This is a genomic window from Arthrobacter sp. 05T420 (assembly GCF_056396305.1).
The window spans coordinates 114108-131477 of the sequence record NZ_JBFTLG010000001.1; the positions used below are offsets into that span (position 1 = coordinate 114108).

Consider the following 17370-nt stretch of genomic DNA (forward strand, 5'->3'; position numbering starts at 1 on the left):
ACCACTATAGGAAGGACGCCACACCATGGCGAAGCTCACCAACGAAGAGCTCATTGAAGCTTTCAAGGAACTGACCATCATCGAGCTCTCCGAGTTCGTCAAGCTCTTCGAAGAGACCTTTGAAGTAACCGCTGCTGCTGTTGCCGTTGCTGGCCCCGCTGCCGGCGGCGCTGCAGAAGAAGAAGAGCAGACTGCATTCGACGTCGTCCTGGAGCACCCGGGCGACAAGAAGATCGCAGTGATCAAGGAAGTTCGCGCCATCACCTCCCTGGGCCTCAAGGAAGCCAAGGACCTGGTTGACAGCGCTCCCAAGGCTGTTCTCGAAGGCGCCACCAAGGAAGCTGCCGAGAAGGCAAAGGCCCAGCTCGAAGAAGCTGGCGCCCGCGTTACCCTCAAGTAACTCCCGCCGTCCGGATCCTTCGCGATCCGCACTGCTCGAAGGAAACCCCGTCCACTCAGGTGGGCGGGGTTTCCTGCGTTCCCGCCTCCCCGGGCCGGAAACCGGATTCCCGCGGGCGCCGGTGAACGGCACCCAAGGATTCGGCAAAGTTTTACCGATACCCCTGTCGCAGTTGATGGTGCGACCCTAGACTTTGGATTTGTGCCCACCGGCCCCCAACGTTCAGGAGTTCACCCACAATGACGAACCCAAACACTTCCCCCTCCCGTCGCGCGATGCTCGCGGCAGCCCTCGTGGGCGGGGGCGCAGCCGCCGCCGCGCTGGCCGGGGCCCCGGCGGCGCAGGCCGGCCCCGGCCAGGCAAGTACCAAGAAGCAGTTCACCCTGACGGTGCTTGGCACCACGGATCTGCACAACAACGTCTTCAACTGGGATTACTTCAAGGACGTCCCCTATGCCGACGGGGCCGGGAACAAGATCGGGATTGCCCAGGCCGCGACCCTGATCAAGGCCATGCGGGCCGAGCGCGGCGCGGCCAACACGCTGACCATCGACGCCGGCGACACCATCCAGGGCACGCCCCTGGCCTACTACTTCGCCAAGATCAACCCCATCTCGGCAACGGTGAAACATCCCATGGCGCTGGCCATGAACGCCATCGGCTATGACGCCGCGGGGCTGGGCAACCACGAGTTCAACTACGGCATCGGGCTCCTGCGCACCTGGGAGCGGCAACTGGACTTCCCGCTGCTGGGCGCCAACGTCCACGACGCCGTGACCGGCGGCCGGGCCTTCACCCCCTACGTCTTGAAGCGGATCAAAACGGACAGCGGCTGGCTGACGGTCGGCCTGGTGGGCCTGGTGACGCCGGGCTGCGCGCTCTGGGACCGGGACAACGTCCAGGGCAAGCTCGATTTCAACGGCATCGTCGAAGAGGCCAGGACCGTCATCCCGCAGCTTAAGGCCGCCGGGGCCGACGTCGTGATCGTCACGAGCCATTCGGGCGCGACTCCCGGATCCTCCTACGGCGACGCCCTGCCGTTCCCCGAGAACGCGTCCACCCAGCTCGCGGAGGAAGTCCCGGGCATCGACGCCATCCTGGTCGGGCACGCCCATCTGGAGATCCCCGAGCGCTTCGTCACGAACAAGGCCACGGGCAAGCAGGTGCTCCTGACCGAGCCGCTCAAGTGGGGCATGCGCGTGTCCGTCATGGACCTGGAGCTCGTCAAGGAAAAGGGGCAGTGGACCGTCACCGCGGCGCATTCGCTGCTATTGGACGCCAAGACCGTCGACGCCGATTCCGCCGTCGTCCGGGCCGTTCAGGCCGGCCACGAGGCGACGGTGAACTACGTCAACAAGGTCATCGGGACCTCCACGGCACCGCTCAGCACGGCCACCGCCTGCTGGGAAGATTCCGCCGCGATCGACGCCATCAACTACGTCCAGGCCAGCACCATCAAGGCCGAGCTCGCCAATACGTCCGCGGCGGGGCTGCCGGTCTTGTCCATCGCGGCGGCCTTCTCCCGTGCTGTGGACGTCAAGGCCGGACCGCTGACCATCCGCGATGTCGCGGGACTGTACATCTTCGACAACACGCTGCTCGCCATCAAGGTCACCGGAGCGCAGGTCAAGGCCTACTTGGAGTGGTCAGCGCAGTACTTCAAGCCGGTGACCGCCACCACCGCCAGGGCACAAGACGTCACCAACGCCGTCACGGCCACGGCTCCGAACGGCACGCCCGACTACAACTACGACGTCGTCTACGGACTCGACGCGCCGCTGAACTATGAGATCGACCTTGCCCGGCCGGCGGGGGACCGGATCGCCAAGCTCAGCTACGGCGGCGAGGCGCTGGCGCCGGAGCAGGAATTCGCTTTGGCCATCAACAACTACCGGCAGAGCGGCGGCGGCAATTTCCCGGCCGTGAAGAGCGCGCCGGTGCTCTCGAACAGCCAGCAGGAGATCCGCCAGCGCATCATCGACTACGTCGTGGACCGCGGCACCCTGGACGTGGCGGTGTTCAGCCAGGCCAACTGGCGGCTCACCGTCAACGGTGCGCCGCTGACGGTTACCGCCTAGTTCCGACTTCCGGCTCCAACAGCAACGCGGGGTCACTTCGGCCCATCCCGACGGCCGGGATGGGCCGGAAGTGACCCCGCGTTGCTTTTAACCCGGGCGGGCTAGTTCGGTTCGGAGATGTCGGCGACGACGGCGCCGAGGGCCGCCGTCAGGGCATCCGCGTCCACGAATGCGCTGTAGCCGTGTTCCCCGGCGCCCATGGAGACCCGCCGGCCCGTGATGGTCTGGTCGGCGTAGACCGGCCAGGGGCGGCTGCTGCCGAGCGGCGTGATGGTCCCGCGCTCGTACCCGGTGGCCTCGAAGGCGGTGTCCGCGGCCGGCAGCGAAAGCTTGTTGACGCCCAGCAGAGCCCGCAGCTTGGGCCAGGAGATCTGACGGTCGCCCGGGACTAGGGCGAACAGGAAACTGCCGTCCTTGTGCTTGACCACAAGCGACTTCACGATGTCCGCGGGTTGGATCCCGAGGATTCCGGCCGCCTCCTCAAGGCTGCGGGCGGCGAGCCGTTCCACGATCTCGACGTCCAGGCCGCGGGCCGCGGCGTCGGCCAGGAACCGCTCGCGGCCGCCGCTGGTTGTTCCCTGCTCCGTCATCCCAGTCAAACCCTTTCCCTAACTCGTCATGGCCGATCCCGTCCGGGGTCGGGGTCCCGTTTCTTCGGGTTCTGGTTCCGGGGTCCCGGTTCACCGGGTCAGTCGCGGTAGAGCAGCAGCGCCTCGCCCTGTCCGCCGCCGCCGCACAGGGACACGGCCGCCTTGCCGGTGCCCCGGCGTTTGAGTTCGTGGGCAGCGTGCAGGGCCAGCCGGGCGCCGGAGGCCCCGATCGGGTGGCCCAGGGCGATCGCCCCGCCATGGATGTTGCACTGCTCCAGCGGGTAGTCGAGGTCCTTCAGGGACTGCACCGCGACTGAGCCGAAGGCCTCGTTGATTTCGATGAAGTCGAGGTCCGCGGCGGACCAGCCGGCCTTGTCCAGGGCGTTCTTGATGGCGTTGGAGGGCTGGGAGTGCAGCGAGTTGTCCGGCCCGGCCACCTGGCCCGGCTTGCCGACCACTGCGAGGTACTCGAGGCCGTTGTCATCGGCGAACTTCCGGCTGGCCAGCACCAGGGCGGCGGCGCCGTCGGACAGGGGAGAGGAATTGCCGGCCGTGATGGTTCCGTCCGTGACGAACGCCGCCCGCAGGCCGGCCAGCGATTCGACTGTGGTGTCCGGCCGGATGCCCTCGTCGGAGGTGACGGCGATCGGATCGCCCTTGCGCTGCTTGACGCTCATCGCGGCGATCTCGCCGTCGAAGACGCCGTCCTTGGCGGCCCGGGCGGCACGCTGGTGCGACTGGGCCGCCACGTTGTCCTGGGAGGCCCGATCGATGCCGAGGGTCAGGTTCTTGGTCTCGGTGGACAGTCCCATGGACTGCCCGTCGAAGGCGTCGGTCAGGCCGTCGTGCGCGGCGACGTCGAGGGCCTGGACTGTGCCGTACGCCCAGCCCTGCCGGGAACCGGGCAGCACGTGGGGCGCACGGGTCATGGACTCCTGGCCGCCGGCCACCACCACCGTGGCATCGCCGCTGCGGATCATCCGGGCGGCGTCGATCACTGCGGTGAGGCCTGAGAGGCAGACCTTGTTGATGGTTACCGTGGGAACGTTCCAGCCGATGCCGGCCCCGATAGCGCTCTGGCGCGCCGGGTTCTGGCCGGCTCCGGCCTGCAGGACCTGGCCCATGATCACGCTGTCCACCTGGTCGGCTTTGACGCCGCTGGCGGCAAGGGCGGCTCGGATGGCGTGGGTGCCGAGTTCGACGGCGGTGAAGCTGGCCAACTGTCCGTTCAGGCGTCCCTGGGGGGTGCGGGCGGCTGCGAGGATGACAACATCGTTGTTGTCTGCGGGGTTGCTCATGGTGTTTTCTTCCGATCGACGACGACTTATGTCTACGTTATCGTGAGCCCCGTCACCTATCCATTCGGCCGGTCCCAGTCCCCGTCCCGGTCACGTTCTGGGCCGCAGCCCGGCGGGCCTCCGCCAAACCTCGGGGAACATTCCGCCAGAACTTCGTGCTTGCAATCCTGCCGGAAGTGGGGTAGACAAGTAGGTTGCTTTGCCGTATCGTAGATATTTGCGTCTTCCCTGTTTACCTTCAGCCTTCATATAGCGGTGGGCTTAGCCTGACAGCTGTTCCATCAATGTGCCGTCTACAACGTGCACCAGCATGGACAGCGCGGGTCCCGGGTCATATAGCGGAACCGGATTGGTAGCGCTGCGGAGTCATTCTGCAGAGTGCATAACGGGGGAGATCTGACAACGCCTGAAGGTCTGTGGAAGGATCCCTCTTGGTCGCCTCGAGCACCTCTAATGTAAACAACGCTACCGCTATCAATGCCGACAGCACCGACGGTGCAACCCGCCGGCTCTCATTCGCAAAGATTCACGAACCTCTTGATGTTCCGAATCTGCTCGCCCTGCAAACCGACAGCTTTGACTGGCTGGTCGGAAACGAACGCTGGCAGGCGCGCGTTGCGAAGGCCGTCGAAGAAGGCGACCTCAGCGTCGCCACCTCCTCGGGTCTGTCCGACATCTTCGAAGAGATCTCCCCGATCGAAGACTTCCAGGGCACCATGTCCCTGAGCTTCTCCGAGCCGGAGTTCGCTGACCCCAAATACACCATGGCCGAGTGCAAGGACCGGGACGCAACGTACTCGGCTCCGCTGTACGTCAAGGCCGAGTTCATGAACAACAACACGGGCGAAATCAAGCAGCAGACCGTGTTCATGGGTGACTTCCCGCTGATGACCGAGAAGGGCACCTTCGTCGTCAACGGCACCGAGCGTGTCGTCGTCTCCCAGCTGGTCCGCTCGCCGGGCGCCTACTTTGAGCGCACCGCCGACAAGACCAGCGACAAGGACATCTTCACCGCGAAGATCATCCCGTCCCGCGGCGCCTGGTTCGAACTCGAAATCGACAAGCGCGACCAGGTCGGCGTCCGTCTTGACCGCAAGCGCAAGCAGTCTGTCACCGTGCTGCTGAAGGCCCTCGGCTGGACCGAAGGCCAGATCCTCGAGGAATTCGGCCAGTACGACTCCATGCGCGCAACGCTGGAGAAGGACGCCACCGAGACCCGCGAAGACGCGTTGCTGGACATCTACCGGAAGCTGCGACCGGGCGAGCCGCCCACGGTTGAGGCTGCCCAGTCCCTGCTGGACAACCTGTACTTCAACTCCAAGCGCTACGATCTGGCCAAGGTTGGCCGTTACAAGATCAACCGCAAGCTTGGCATCGACCGCTCCCTTGGCGACAAGGAAGCCTCGGTCCTGCACGTTGAAGACATCGTGGCCATGATCAAGTTCCTGGTTGCCCTGCACGCCGGCGAGAAGACCCTCACGGGCAAGCGCGACGGCCAGGACCACGAGCTCCGCGTCGAGATCGATGACATCGACCACTTCGGCAACCGTCGCATCCGCGCCGTCGGCGAGCTCATCGAGAACCAGGTCCGCACCGGCCTGTCCCGCATGGAGCGCGTTGTCCGCGAACGCATGACGACCCAGGACGTCGAGGCCATCACGCCGCAGACCCTGATCAACATCCGTCCAGTCGTGGCAGCCATCAAGGAGTTCTTCGGAACTTCCCAGCTGTCCCAGTTCATGGACCAGAACAACCCGCTCTCGGGTCTGACCCACAAGCGCCGCCTGTCCGCGCTTGGCCCTGGTGGTCTGTCCCGTGACCGTGCCGGCATGGAAGTTCGTGACGTGCACCCGTCCCACTACGGACGTATGTGCCCCATCGAAACTCCTGAAGGCCCGAACATTGGTCTGATCGGTTCGCTGGCTTCCTACGGACGCATCAACCCGTTCGGTTTCATCGAGACCCCGTACCGCCTGGTCGCCGAGGGTGTCGTCTCTGATGAGGTCAAGTACCTCACCGCCGACGACGAAGCCGAGGTCCTGATCGCTCAGGCCAACGCCCCGCTCGATGCGAACAAGAAGTTCGCTGAAGAGACCGTCCTGGTCCGTGCCCGCGGTGGTGGAGGCGAGCCCGTGCTGGTTCCCGCCGCCGACGTCGAGTTCATGGACGTTTCCCCGCGCCAGATGGTGTCCGTGGCTACCGCCCTGATCCCGTTCCTCGAGCATGACGATGCCAACCGTGCACTCATGGGTGCCAACATGCAGCGCCAGGCCGTGCCGCTGGTCCGTTCCGAGGCGCCGTTCGTCGGTACCGGCATGGAACGCGCCGCAGCTGTGGACGCCGGTGACGTCACCATCGCCAAGAAGGCCGGTGTGGTCACCGAGGTTTCCGCTGAGCTGGTCATCATGCTCAACGATGACGGTACGGAAACCAACTACCGCATCAACAAGTTCGCGCGCTCCAACCAGGGCAACTGCTACAACAACCGTGTCCTGGTAAACGAAGGCCAGCGCCTGGAGGTCGGCGGCATCATCGCTGACGGCCCGGCAACGGACCAGGGCGAGCTCGCCCTCGGTAAGAACCTGCTCGTGGCGTTCATGTCATGGGAAGGCCACAACTTCGAGGATGCCATCATCCTGTCCCAGCGCATTGTGGCCGAGGACGTCCTGTCCTCCATCCACATCGAGGAGCACGAGATCGATGCCCGCGACACCAAGCTTGGTGCCGAGGAAATCACCCGTGACATCCCCAACGTGTCTGAGGAAGTCCTGGCGGGCCTGGACGAGCGCGGCATCATCCACATTGGTGCCGAGGTTGAGGCCGGCGACATCCTGGTCGGTAAGGTCACCCCCAAGGGCGAGACCGAACTGACTCCGGAAGAGCGCCTGCTGCGCGCCATCTTTGGTGAGAAGTCCCGCGAAGTGCGCGACACCTCCCTGAAGGTGCCGCACGGCGAGTCCGGCACCGTGATCGGTGTCCGCGTCTTCGATCGCGACAACGACGACGAGCTGCCCCCGGGCGTCAACCAGCTGGTGCGCGTGTACGTGGCTGCCAAGCGCAAGATCACCGACGGCGACAAGCTCGCCGGCCGTCACGGCAACAAGGGTGTTATCTCCAAGATCCTCCCGATCGAGGACATGCCCTTCCTTGCCGACGGCACCCCCGTTGATATCGTCCTGAACCCGCTGGGTGTTCCGGGCCGTATGAACGTCGGCCAGGTGCTGGAAACGCACCTCGGCTGGGTTGCCAAGACCGGTTGGAAGATCGAGGGCGAGCCCGAGTGGGTCAAGCAGCTGCCGAACCTGCCGCGCGAGAGTGGCCAGACCACTGTGGCGACGCCGGTCTTCGACGGTGCGCGTGAAGAGGAAATCACGGGCCTGCTCGATTCCACCAACGTCACCCGCGACGGCGACCGGCTGATCAACTCCTCCGGCAAGACCCGTCTGTTCGACGGCCGCTCCGGCGAGCCGTTCCCGGATCCGATCTCGGTCGGCTACATGTACATCCTGAAGCTCCACCACCTGGTGGACGACAAGATCCACGCCCGCTCCACCGGCCCGTACTCCATGATCACGCAGCAGCCGCTGGGTGGTAAGGCACAGTTCGGTGGCCAGCGCTTCGGTGAAATGGAAGTGTGGGCGCTCGAGGCTTACGGCGCCGCTTACACGCTCCAGGAACTGCTGACGATCAAGTCGGATGATATCCACGGTCGTGTGAAGGTCTACGAAGCAATCGTCAAGGGCGAGAACATCCCCGAGCCGGGCGTTCCTGAGTCCTTCAAGGTCTTGATCAAGGAAATGCAGTCGCTGTGCCTGAACGTGGAAGTGCTTTCCACGGACGGAACCACAATTGAAATGCGTGACTCTGATGACGCAGTCTTCACGGCTGCGGAAGAACTGGGCATCGATCTGTCTCGTGCAGAGCCCAGTTCCGTAGAAGAGGTTTAGCAGGGGGTTTACCGGGAAAAGCAAGCGGCCCCGCCGCGCTGACTTTTCCCGGTAAACCACCTCCCTCTTCCCGTAACCCAAGACTTCAGAATTTAGAGAACAAGAGAGAACAGGGACCATATGTCCAGCGAATCCTCCTTCGGCCTCATGCAGATCGGCCTCGCCACCGCGGAAGACATCCGTGGCTGGTCGTACGGCGAGGTTAAGAAGCCGGAAACCATCAACTACCGCACGCTTAAGCCCGAGAAGGACGGCCTCTTCTGCGAGAAGATCTTCGGCCCCTCCCGCGACTGGGAATGCTACTGCGGTAAGTACAAGCGCGTGCGCTTCAAGGGCATCATCTGCGAGCGGTGTGGCGTTGAGGTCACCCGCGCCAAGGTCCGCCGTGAGCGCATGGGCCACATCGAGCTGGCCGCCCCGGTCACGCACATCTGGTACTTCAAGGGTGTTCCCTCCCGCCTGGGCTACCTCCTTGACCTGGCACCGAAGGACCTCGAAAAGGTCATTTACTTCGCCGCCTACATGATCACGAGCGTCGACGCCGACAGCCGCCACGAAGAACTGCCCAACCTGCAGGTTGAGCACGACATCGAGAAGAAGCAGCTGATCGACAACCGCGACTCCGACATCGCCACGATCGCCCGCGACCTTGAGAACGAGCTCGCCCGTCTCGAAGGCGAAGGCGCCAAGGCTGCCGACAAGAAGAAGGCCCGCGACTCCGCTGACCGCCAGATGGCGAACGTCCGCAAGCGTGCCGACGCCGAAATCGAGCGCCTCGAGCAGGTCTGGGACCGCTTCAAGAACCTCAAGGTCGCTGACCTTGAAGGTGACGAAGGCCTGTACCGCGAACTGCGCGACCGCTACGGCATGTACTTCGAAGGCTCCATGGGTGCCGAGGCCATCAAGAAGCGTCTTGAGAACTTCGACATGCAGGCCGAGTCGGACATGCTGCGCGACATCATCGCCAACGGCAAGGGCCAGCGCAAGACCCGCGCCCTGAAGCGGCTCAAGGTGGTCAACGCGTTCCTCACGACCAACAACAGCCCGCTCGGCATGGTGCTGGACGCCGTCCCGGTGATCCCGCCGGAACTGCGCCCGATGGTCCAGCTGGACGGTGGCCGCTTCGCGACCTCCGACCTCAACGACCTCTACCGCCGCGTGATCAACCGCAACAACCGTCTCAAGCGCCTGCTTGATCTCGGTGCTCCGGAGATCATCGTCAACAACGAGAAGCGCATGCTTCAGGAAGCTGTTGACAGCCTCTTCGACAACGGCCGCCGCGGCCGTCCGGTCACCGGACCGGGCAACCGTCCCCTGAAGTCCCTGAGCGACATGCTCAAGGGCAAGCAGGGCCGTTTCCGCCAGAACCTCCTTGGCAAGCGCGTCGACTACTCCGGCCGTTCGGTCATCGTCGTCGGCCCGCAGCTGAAGCTGCACCAGTGTGGTCTGCCGAAGCAGATGGCCCTTGAGCTCTTCAAGCCGTTCGTGATGAAGCGCCTGGTTGACCTCAACCACGCCCAGAACATCAAGTCGGCCAAGCGCATGGTGGAGCGTTACCGTCCGCAGGTCTGGGACGTCCTCGAAGAGATCATCACCGAGCACCCGGTGCTGCTGAACCGTGCACCTACCCTGCACCGTCTCGGCATCCAGGCGTTCGAGCCGCAGCTCGTTGAAGGCAAGGCAATCCAGCTGCACCCGCTGGTTTGTGGCGCCTTCAACGCCGACTTCGACGGCGACCAGATGGCAGTCCACCTGCCGCTGAGCCCCGAAGCCCAGGCCGAGGCCCGCATCCTGATGCTGTCCTCGAACAACATCCTGAAGCCGTCTGACGGCCGCCCGGTGACCCTGCCGTCGCAGGATATGATCATCGGTCTCTACCACCTGACCACCAAGCGTGTCGGTTCAGCTGGCGAAGGCCGGATCTTCTCCTCGGTCGCGGAAGCCATCATGGCCTACGACCTCCACGAGCTGCACCTGAACTCCAAGGTCAAGATCCGCCTCGAGGGCTTCGTGCCCTACGCCGGCTGGGAAGCCCCGGAGGGCTGGGAGCCCGGTCAGACCACCTTGGTCGAGACCTCCCTCGGCCAGGTCATCTTCAACCAGACGCTACCCGCGGACTACCCGTGGGTTGAGAACGTTGCCGACAAGGGCGAGCTGTCCACGATCGTCAACGACCTCGCCGAGCGCTACCCGAAGGTCATCACGGCGGCAACGCTGGACAACCTGAAGGATGCCGGTTTCTACTGGGCCACCCGCTCAGGCGTCACGGTTGCCATCTCCGACATCGAGGTACCCACGGACAAGCCGCGGATCCTCGCCGGTTACGAGACCATGGCCGCCAAGATCCAGGGCCAGTACGACAAGGGCCTGATCGACGACGACGAGCGTCGCCAGGAACTGATCGAGATCTGGAACAAGGCAACCAACGAGATCGCCCAGGCGATGCGTGACAGCCTGTCCCCGATGAACACCATCAACCGCATGGTGTCCTCCGGCGCCCGTGGTAACTGGATGCAGGTCCGTCAGATCGCGGGTATCCGTGGCCTGGTGGCCAACCCTAAGGGTGAAATCATCCCGCGTCCGATCAAGTCCTCCTACCGTGAGGGCCTCTCGGTGCTGGAATACTTCATCGCCACGCACGGTGCCCGTAAGGGTCTGGCTGACACCGCCCTGCGTACCGCCAACTCGGGTTACCTGACCCGTCGTCTGGTGGACGTTTCGCAGGACGTCATTGTCCGCGAGGAGGACTGCGGCACCGAGCGCGGCCTGATGACTGCGATCGCGGTGGCGGACGCCAACGGCGTACTCGTCCTGGACGAGAACGTCGAGAACAGCGCCTACGCCCGCACCCTGGCCGTCGACGTCGTCGACTCCAAGGGCAAGGTCCTGGCCGCGGCCGGCACCGACTGCGGCGACGTCGTCATTGCCGAACTGTTCGCAGCCGGCATCACCGAGGTCAAGGTCCGCTCCGTACTCACCTGTGAGTCCAGCGTCGGCACCTGCGCCCTGTGCTACGGCCGTTCGCTGGCCACTGGCAAGACCGTCGACATCGGTGAGGCCGTGGGCATTATTGCCGCGCAGTCCATCGGTGAGCCGGGCACCCAGCTGACCATGCGTACGTTCCACACCGGTGGTGCTGTTTCCGCCAGCGGTGGCGACGACATCACCCAGGGTCTGCCCCGTATCCAGGAGCTCTTCGAAGCCCGTACTCCGAAGGGTGTCGCACCGATTGCTGAAGCAGCCGGCCGCATCACCATCGAAGAGTCCGAGCGCCAGATGCGCCTGGTCATCACCCCGGATGACGGATCTGAAGAGATCGCTTACCCGGTGCTGCGCCGTTCACGTCTCCTCATCGAAGACGGCGATCACGTCAGCGTCGGCCAGAAACTCATCAACGGCCCGGTCGACCCCAAGCAGGTTCTGCGCATCATGGGCCCCCGTGCCGCGCAGAAGTTCCTGGTGGACGAAGTCCAGGGCGTGTACCGCAGCCAGGGCATCGGTATCCACGACAAGCATGTCGAGGTTATCGTCCGCCAGATGCTGCGTCGCGTCACGGTCATCGAGTCCGGCGAATCGGATCTGCTGCCCGGCGAGCTCGCCGAACGCAGCCGCTTCGAAGACGCCAACCGCCGCGTTGTGTCCGAGGGCAAGACGCCGGCCTCCGGCCGTCCCGAGCTCATGGGCATCACCAAGGCGTCCCTGGCGACCGAGTCCTGGCTGTCCGCAGCTTCCTTCCAGGAAACCACCCGCGTCCTGACGCAGGCGGCCATGGAAGGCAAGAGCGATCCGCTGCTCGGCCTCAAGGAAAACGTCATCATCGGTAAGCTCATCCCGGCCGGCACGGGTCTCCCGCGCTACACCGAGGTCACCGTGGAACCCACTGAAGAAGCAAAGGCCAACCTGTTCACCGGCCCCAGCGCATTCAGCGACTTCTCCTACGACACCCTCGGCGGCGACGGAGCTCCTGAGTTCCACGCCATCCCGCTGGATGACTACGATCTCGGCAGCGACTTCCGCTAACCGCCGCTGAAGCATCGCGGGGTCACTTACGGCCCAATCCATCCCATGGATTGGGCTCAAAGTGACCCCGCGTTGCTGTTTAATGGCTGGGCCGTATCGGCCTGATTCCCCGCCGATTAAGGGCTGGGAGCCGTCCGTGTTAGACTTGAGACTAATTGTTATTGTGGCAGTGGATGAGTGCGCCGGTTTGAATCAAACAGCTTGCAGCTGAAAGGTTCAACCAGGACGACGTTTCCGGTTTGCAGGGTTCTTGTGCAACGTATGCCACATTTTCGCATGCCTAGGGGCAGTTCGGGTCGAAAGTCCTTGGACCCCGGCGTGCGGTCCGACTATTAAGGCTTCGCCTCAGCTGCTCTGGAGAGAACTTCAAAGCTCGGGCGGCGAGGCGCAGCGACAAGAGAGCGGCCGCCAACGGCCGCTCCGGATAAAACGGAGAACACGAGAGTGCCTACGATTAACCAGCTGGTCCGCAAGGGCCGCACGCCTAAGGTCAAGAAGACCAAGGCTCCCGCGCTTAACGGTAGCCCGATGCGCCGCGGTGTTTGCACCCGCGTTTACACGACGACCCCGAAGAAGCCGAACTCGGCTCTGCGTAAGGTTGCTCGCGTGCGCCTCAACGGCGGCATTGAAGTTACCGCGTACATCCCCGGTGTAGGCCACAACCTGCAGGAGCACTCCATTGTGCTCGTCCGCGGCGGCCGCGTGAAGGACCTTCCGGGTGTCCGCTACAAGATCGTCCGTGGCGCCCTCGATACCCAGGGTGTCAAGAACCGTAAGCAGGCTCGCAGCCGCTACGGCGCAAAGATGGAGAAGAAGTAATATGCCTCGCAAGGGTCCGGCCCCCAAGCGGCCGCTAGTTCTAGATCCCGTTTACGGCTCCCCGCTGGTCACCCAGCTCATCAACAAGGTGCTGGTTGACGGCAAGAAGTCCACCGCAGAGCGCATCGTTTACGGTGCCCTCGAGGGTGCTCGCGCCAAGTCCGGCGGCGACCCCGTTGCAGCCCTCAAGAAGGCCATGGAGAACGTCAAGCCTTCGCTTGAGGTCCGCTCCCGCCGCGTTGGTGGCGCCACCTACCAGGTTCCCGTTGAGGTCAAGCCGGGCCGTTCCACGGCTCTCGCCCTCCGCTGGCTGGTTGGCTACTCCAAGGCCCGCCGTGAAAAGACCATGACCGAGCGCCTCCAGAACGAAATCCTGGATGCCTCGAACGGTCTCGGTGCCGCTGTGAAGCGTCGCGAAGACACCCACAAGATGGCCGAGTCCAACAAGGCCTTCGCACACTACCGCTGGTAATACTTCCCGGACGCCGCCGGCTCGACTGAGCCGGCGGCGAACGTGCAGTCCATCCGAAAGGGAGACACCGTGGCACAGGACGTGCTTACCGACCTTAGCAAGGTCCGCAACATCGGCATCATGGCCCACATCGATGCCGGCAAGACCACTACTACCGAGCGCATCCTGTTCTACACGGGTGTGAACCACAAGATCGGCGAAACGCACGACGGCGCTTCGACGACTGACTGGATGGAACAGGAAAAGGAACGCGGCATCACCATCACGTCTGCCGCCGTGACCTGCTTCTGGGAAAACAACCAGATCAACATCATCGACACCCCCGGCCACGTTGACTTCACGGTCGAGGTTGAGCGCTCCCTGCGCGTCCTCGACGGCGCAGTTGCCGTGTTCGATGGCAAGGAAGGCGTGGAGCCGCAGTCCGAGACTGTTTGGCGCCAGGCTGACAAGTACAACGTTCCGCGCATCTGCTTCGTCAACAAGATGGACAAGCTCGGCGCTGACTTCTACTTCACCGTCGACACCATCATCAGCCGCCTCGGTGCCAAGCCGCTCGTCATGCAGCTCCCGATCGGTGCCGAGAACGACTTCGTCGGCGTCGTCGACCTCCTTTACATGCGCGCGCTGGTTTGGCCCGGCGACGCCAAGGGTGACGTCACCATGGGTGCCAAGTACGAGATCCGCGAGATCCCGGCTGACCTCCAGGAGAAGGCCGAAGAGTACCGCGCAACTCTCGTTGAGACTGTTGCCGAGGCCTCCGAAGAACTCATGGAGAAGTACCTCGAGGGCGAAGAGATCAGCACCGACGAGCTCAAGGCCGGCATCCGCAAGATGACGATCAACTCCGAGCTGTACCCGGTGTTCTGTGGCTCCGCGTTCAAGAACCGCGGTGTCCAGCCGATGCTTGACGCCGTCGTCGACTACCTGCCGAACCCGCTCGACGTCCCGCCGATGATCGGTCACGATCCCCGCGACGAAGAGAAGGAACTGACGCGCAAGCCGTCTTCCGAAGAGCCGTTCTCGGCTCTGGCGTTCAAGATTGCCACGCACCCGTTCTTCGGCCAGCTCACCTTCATTCGCGTGTACTCCGGTCACGTCGAAGCCGGTTCCCAGGTGGTTAACTCCACCAAGGGCAAGAAGGAGCGCATCGGCAAGCTGTTCCAGATGCACGCCAACAAGGAAATGCCGGTTGACGGCGCTACCGCTGGCCACATCTACGCAGCGATCGGGCTGAAGGACACGACCACGGGCGACACCCTGTGCGACTCCAGCAACCAGATCGTGCTCGAGTCCATGAGCTTCCCGGAGCCCGTGATCTCGGTTGCAATCGAGCCGAACACCAAGGGTGACCAGGAGAAGCTCTCCACGGCCATCCAGAAGCTCTCCGCTGAGGACCCGACCTTCCAGGTCTCCCTCAACGAAGACACTGGCCAGACCATCATCGCCGGCATGGGCGAGCTCCACCTGGACATCCTTGTGGACCGCATGCGCCGCGAATTCAAGGTCGAGGCGAACGTCGGCAAGCCGCAGGTTGCTTACCGCGAAACCATCAAGCGTGCTGTAGAGCGTCACGACTACACGCACAAGAAGCAGACCGGTGGTTCCGGCCAGTTCGCAAAGATCCAGATCGCAATTGCGCCGATGGACACTGCGGACGGCGAGCTGTACGAGTTCGAGAACAAGGTCACCGGTGGCCGTATTCCGCGCGAATACATCCCGTCGGTGGACGCCGGTATCCAGGATGCGCTGAACGACGGCGTCCTGGCCGGTTACCCGGTTGTCGGCATCAAGGCGACGCTGATTGACGGCGCTTACCACGATGTTGACTCCTCGGAAATGGCGTTCAAGATCGCCGGCCGTATGGCTTTCAAGGAAGCCGCACGCAAGGCGAACCCTGTCCTGCTCGAACCCCTGATGGACGTCGAGGTCCGCACCCCTGAGGAATACATGGGTGAAGTTATCGGTGACCTCAACTCCCGCCGTGGCCAGATGCAGTCCATGGAAGATGCCCAGGGCGTCAAGGTTATTCGTGCACACGTCCCGCTGTCCGGCATGTTCGGCTACATCGGTGACCTGCGCTCGAAGACCCAGGGCCGCGCTGTGTACTCCATGACGTTCAACAGCTACGCCGAGGTCCCGAAGGCAGTCGCCGACGAGATCATCCAGAAGAACCGCGGCGAGTAGTCCTTAGGACCAATCGCAGCAACAAAAACTCGGATGCGTCTCTGCCAACGGAGATTCATCTGGTGCAAGTGGCCGGGCTCCGGTCAGCTGTAGTCCGGCCAGGCCGGAGTTCGGCCGCCTGCACGAACAGGCTCTAGGCACTAGCATTAGTACCTGAATCTGCAATTTCACCAATCCAAAGCCCCCCAAGTAGACTTACTGGAGTTTCTGCCGCGACAAGCGCGGCCGAAGGGTAAGTCATTTGAAAACGTTCTAGGAGGAACCTGTGGCAAAGGCAAAGTTCGAGCGGACTAAGCCGCACGTTAACATCGGCACCATTGGTCACGTTGACCACGGTAAGACGACGCTGACGGCCGCCATTTCCAAGGTGCTGTACGACAAGTACCCGACTCTCAACGAGAAGCGTGACTTCGCGTCGATTGACTCTGCTCCCGAAGAGCGTCAGCGCGGCATTACCATCAACATCTCCCACGTTGAGTACCAGACCGAGAAGCGCCACTACGCACACGTAGACGCTCCGGGTCACGCTGACTACATCAAGAACATGATCACCGGCGCTGCTCAGATGGACGGTGCAATCCTCGTGGTTGCCGCCACTGACGGCCCGATGGCCCAGACCCGTGAGCACGTTCTGCTCGCCCGCCAGGTTGGCGTTCCCTACCTGCTGGTCGCGCTGAACAAGGCTGACATGGTCGATGACGAGGAACTCCTCGACCTCGTCGAAATGGAAGTTCGTGAGCTCCTCAGCTCGCAGGGCTTCGATGGCGACGAAGCTCCGGTCATCCGCGTTTCGGGCCTGAAGGCTCTGGAAGGCGACCCGGAGTGGGTCAAGTCCATCGAGGACCTCATGGAAGCTGTCGACAACTCGGTTCCGGACCCCGTACGTGACCGTGACAAGCCCTTCCTGATGCCGATCGAAGACGTCTTCACGATCACCGGCCGTGGCACCGTTGTTACGGGCCGCGCCGAGCGTGGAACCCTCGCGATCAACTCCGAGGTCGAGATCGTCGGCATCCGCCCGGTCCAGAAGACCACGGTTACCGGTATCGAGATGTTCCACAAGCAGCTCGACGAAGCATGGGCCGGCGAGAACTGTGGCCTCCTGCTCCGCGGTCTGAAGCGCGATGATGTTGAGCGTGGCCAGGTTGTCGTCAAGCCGGGTTCCATTACCCCGCACACCGACTTCGAGGCTAACGTCTACATCCTCTCCAAGGACGAAGGCGGACGTCACAACCCGTTCTACTCCAACTACCGCCCGCAGTTCTACTTCCGCACCACGGACGTAACCGGCGTTATCACCCTGCCGGAAGGCACGGAAATGGTTATGCCTGGCGACAACACTGAGATGACCGTTGCGCTCATCCAGCCGATCGCAATGGAAGAGGGCCTCGGCTTCGCTATCCGCGAAGGCGGCCGCACCGTTGGTTCAGGACGCGTCACCAAGATCGTCAAGTAATTACTTGCTGATCTGATGCTTGACCACTGATCAGCCTGCCGTCAGGCAGTTGGACAGAGGATCGGGAACAGCCCCGCTGCACTTGCAGCGGGGCTGTTCCTTTTAA

General features: G+C 63.3%; 10 protein-coding genes. 8 read left to right on the forward strand and 2 right to left on the reverse strand.

Translation table 11 applies throughout. From position 1 onward, the window contains the following. The first annotated feature begins 25 nt into the window (after window positions 1-25). Window positions 26-400 carry a 50S ribosomal protein L7/L12 gene (gene rplL, locus AC1DEM_RS00570; protein WP_476882636.1) on the forward strand — a complete coding sequence of 125 codons (375 nt, stop codon included), beginning with the start codon at window positions 26-28 and terminating at the stop codon, window positions 398-400. Window positions 401-639: 239 nt separating this feature from the next. Next, window positions 640-2478: a bifunctional metallophosphatase/5'-nucleotidase gene (locus AC1DEM_RS00575; protein ID WP_476882637.1), complete on the forward strand. Its 1839-nt coding sequence runs from the start codon at window positions 640-642 to the stop codon at window positions 2476-2478. 101 nt (window positions 2479-2579) lie between these two features. Here AC1DEM_RS00575 and AC1DEM_RS00580 read toward each other — a convergent pair whose 3' ends face one another. Together AC1DEM_RS00580 and AC1DEM_RS00585 are read right to left on the reverse strand one after the other, a co-directional pair. Continuing rightward, entirely contained in the window at window positions 2580-3068 is a 489-nt protein-coding gene (locus tag AC1DEM_RS00580) for an aminoacyl-tRNA deacylase (RefSeq protein WP_476882638.1), read from the reverse strand. 98 nt (window positions 3069-3166) lie between these two features. Then, window positions 3167-4366: an acetyl-CoA C-acetyltransferase gene (locus tag AC1DEM_RS00585; protein ID WP_476882639.1), complete on the reverse strand. Its 1200-nt coding sequence runs from the start codon at window positions 4364-4366 to the stop codon at window positions 3167-3169. A gap of 431 nt (window positions 4367-4797) precedes the next feature. Here AC1DEM_RS00585 and rpoB point away from each other — a divergent pair, with 431 nt between their 5' ends. From rpoB to tuf, 6 genes are all read left to right on the forward strand, one after another. After that, window positions 4798-8313, forward strand: coding sequence for a DNA-directed RNA polymerase subunit beta (gene rpoB, locus AC1DEM_RS00590; RefSeq protein ID WP_277526280.1), 3516 nt, complete (start codon window positions 4798-4800; stop codon window positions 8311-8313). 120 nt (window positions 8314-8433) lie between these two features. Beyond that, entirely contained in the window at window positions 8434-12333 is a 3900-nt protein-coding gene (locus AC1DEM_RS00595; protein ID WP_476882640.1) for a DNA-directed RNA polymerase subunit beta', read from the forward strand. 444 nt (window positions 12334-12777) lie between these two features. Further along, on the forward strand, window positions 12778-13152 hold the full coding sequence (gene rpsL, locus AC1DEM_RS00600; RefSeq protein WP_018773658.1) for a 30S ribosomal protein S12: 375 nt from the start codon (window positions 12778-12780) through the stop codon (window positions 13150-13152). Window position 13153: 1 nt separating this feature from the next. Further along, entirely contained in the window at window positions 13154-13624 is a 471-nt protein-coding gene (rpsG, locus tag AC1DEM_RS00605) for a 30S ribosomal protein S7 (protein WP_011692813.1), read from the forward strand. Between the two features lie 69 nt (window positions 13625-13693). After that, a complete protein-coding gene (fusA, locus tag AC1DEM_RS00610; protein ID WP_277526278.1) occupies window positions 13694-15808 on the forward strand; it encodes an elongation factor G in 2115 nt (704 codons plus the stop codon). A gap of 265 nt (window positions 15809-16073) precedes the next feature. Continuing rightward, window positions 16074-17264, forward strand: coding sequence for an elongation factor Tu (gene tuf, locus AC1DEM_RS00615; RefSeq protein ID WP_090575294.1), 1191 nt, complete (start codon window positions 16074-16076; stop codon window positions 17262-17264). The last annotated feature ends 106 nt before the right edge of the window (window positions 17265-17370 follow it).

Bases quoted from the DNA above. Each gene is read 5' to 3' on its own strand.
- AC1DEM_RS00595 (WP_476882640.1), top strand. From the start codon at position 8,434: ATGTCCAGCGAATCCTCCTTCGGCCTCATGCAGATCGGCCTCGCCACC.
- AC1DEM_RS00585 (WP_476882639.1), bottom strand. From the start codon at position 4,366: ATGAGCAACCCCGCAGACAACAACGATGTTGTCATCCTCGCAGCCGCC.
- rplL (WP_476882636.1), top strand. From the start codon at position 26: ATGGCGAAGCTCACCAACGAAGAGCTCATTGAAGCTTTCAAGGAACTG.
- AC1DEM_RS00580 (WP_476882638.1), bottom strand. From the start codon at position 3,068: ATGACGGAGCAGGGAACAACCAGCGGCGGCCGCGAGCGGTTCCTGGCC.
- AC1DEM_RS00575 (WP_476882637.1), top strand. From the start codon at position 640: ATGACGAACCCAAACACTTCCCCCTCCCGTCGCGCGATGCTCGCGGCA.
- rpsG (WP_011692813.1), top strand. From the start codon at position 13,154: ATGCCTCGCAAGGGTCCGGCCCCCAAGCGGCCGCTAGTTCTAGATCCC.